Origin of the sequence: Parazoarcus communis SWub3 = DSM 12120, from assembly GCF_003226565.1 — a bacterium.
In the GTDB taxonomy this organism is placed as follows: domain Bacteria; phylum Pseudomonadota; class Gammaproteobacteria; order Burkholderiales; family Rhodocyclaceae; genus Parazoarcus; species Parazoarcus communis.
The window spans coordinates 1-297 of sequence record NZ_QKOE01000161.1 but is presented as its reverse complement, the minus strand read 5'-3'; the positions used below and the strand labels follow the sequence as shown (position 1 = coordinate 297).

At 65.7% G+C, this 297-nt stretch carries 1 pseudogene; it reads right to left on the bottom strand.

From position 1 onward, the window contains the following. Window positions 1-297 (bottom strand): annotated as a pseudogene (locus DNK49_RS24305) (IS4 family transposase); the annotation flags it as partial.

Sequence of the window (297 nt, the reverse complement as noted above, 5' to 3'; positions counted from 1 at the left end):
TTCGGCAAAGGCCTCGAGGGGGAAACGCTCGGTGTCGCACAACGAAGTCATCAACACGCGCACCTTGCCCTGCGGCGTGATCTGGCGGATCAGGCGCACGCGCGGCGGTGTGCGCGGGCATTCATAGTCGGTTGCGTCGCGCACACTGGGTGCGGGCAAGGTGACGAACGCCTCGGGTTGGCCGGAACGCATGAAGCGGCGCACCACCGCGAAGCCGTTGTCCTGGACGTCGCAGCGCATGCAGAACGGGATGTTGCGATGGATGAGCAAGGCCACCAGCCACGCGCTTGGATACCC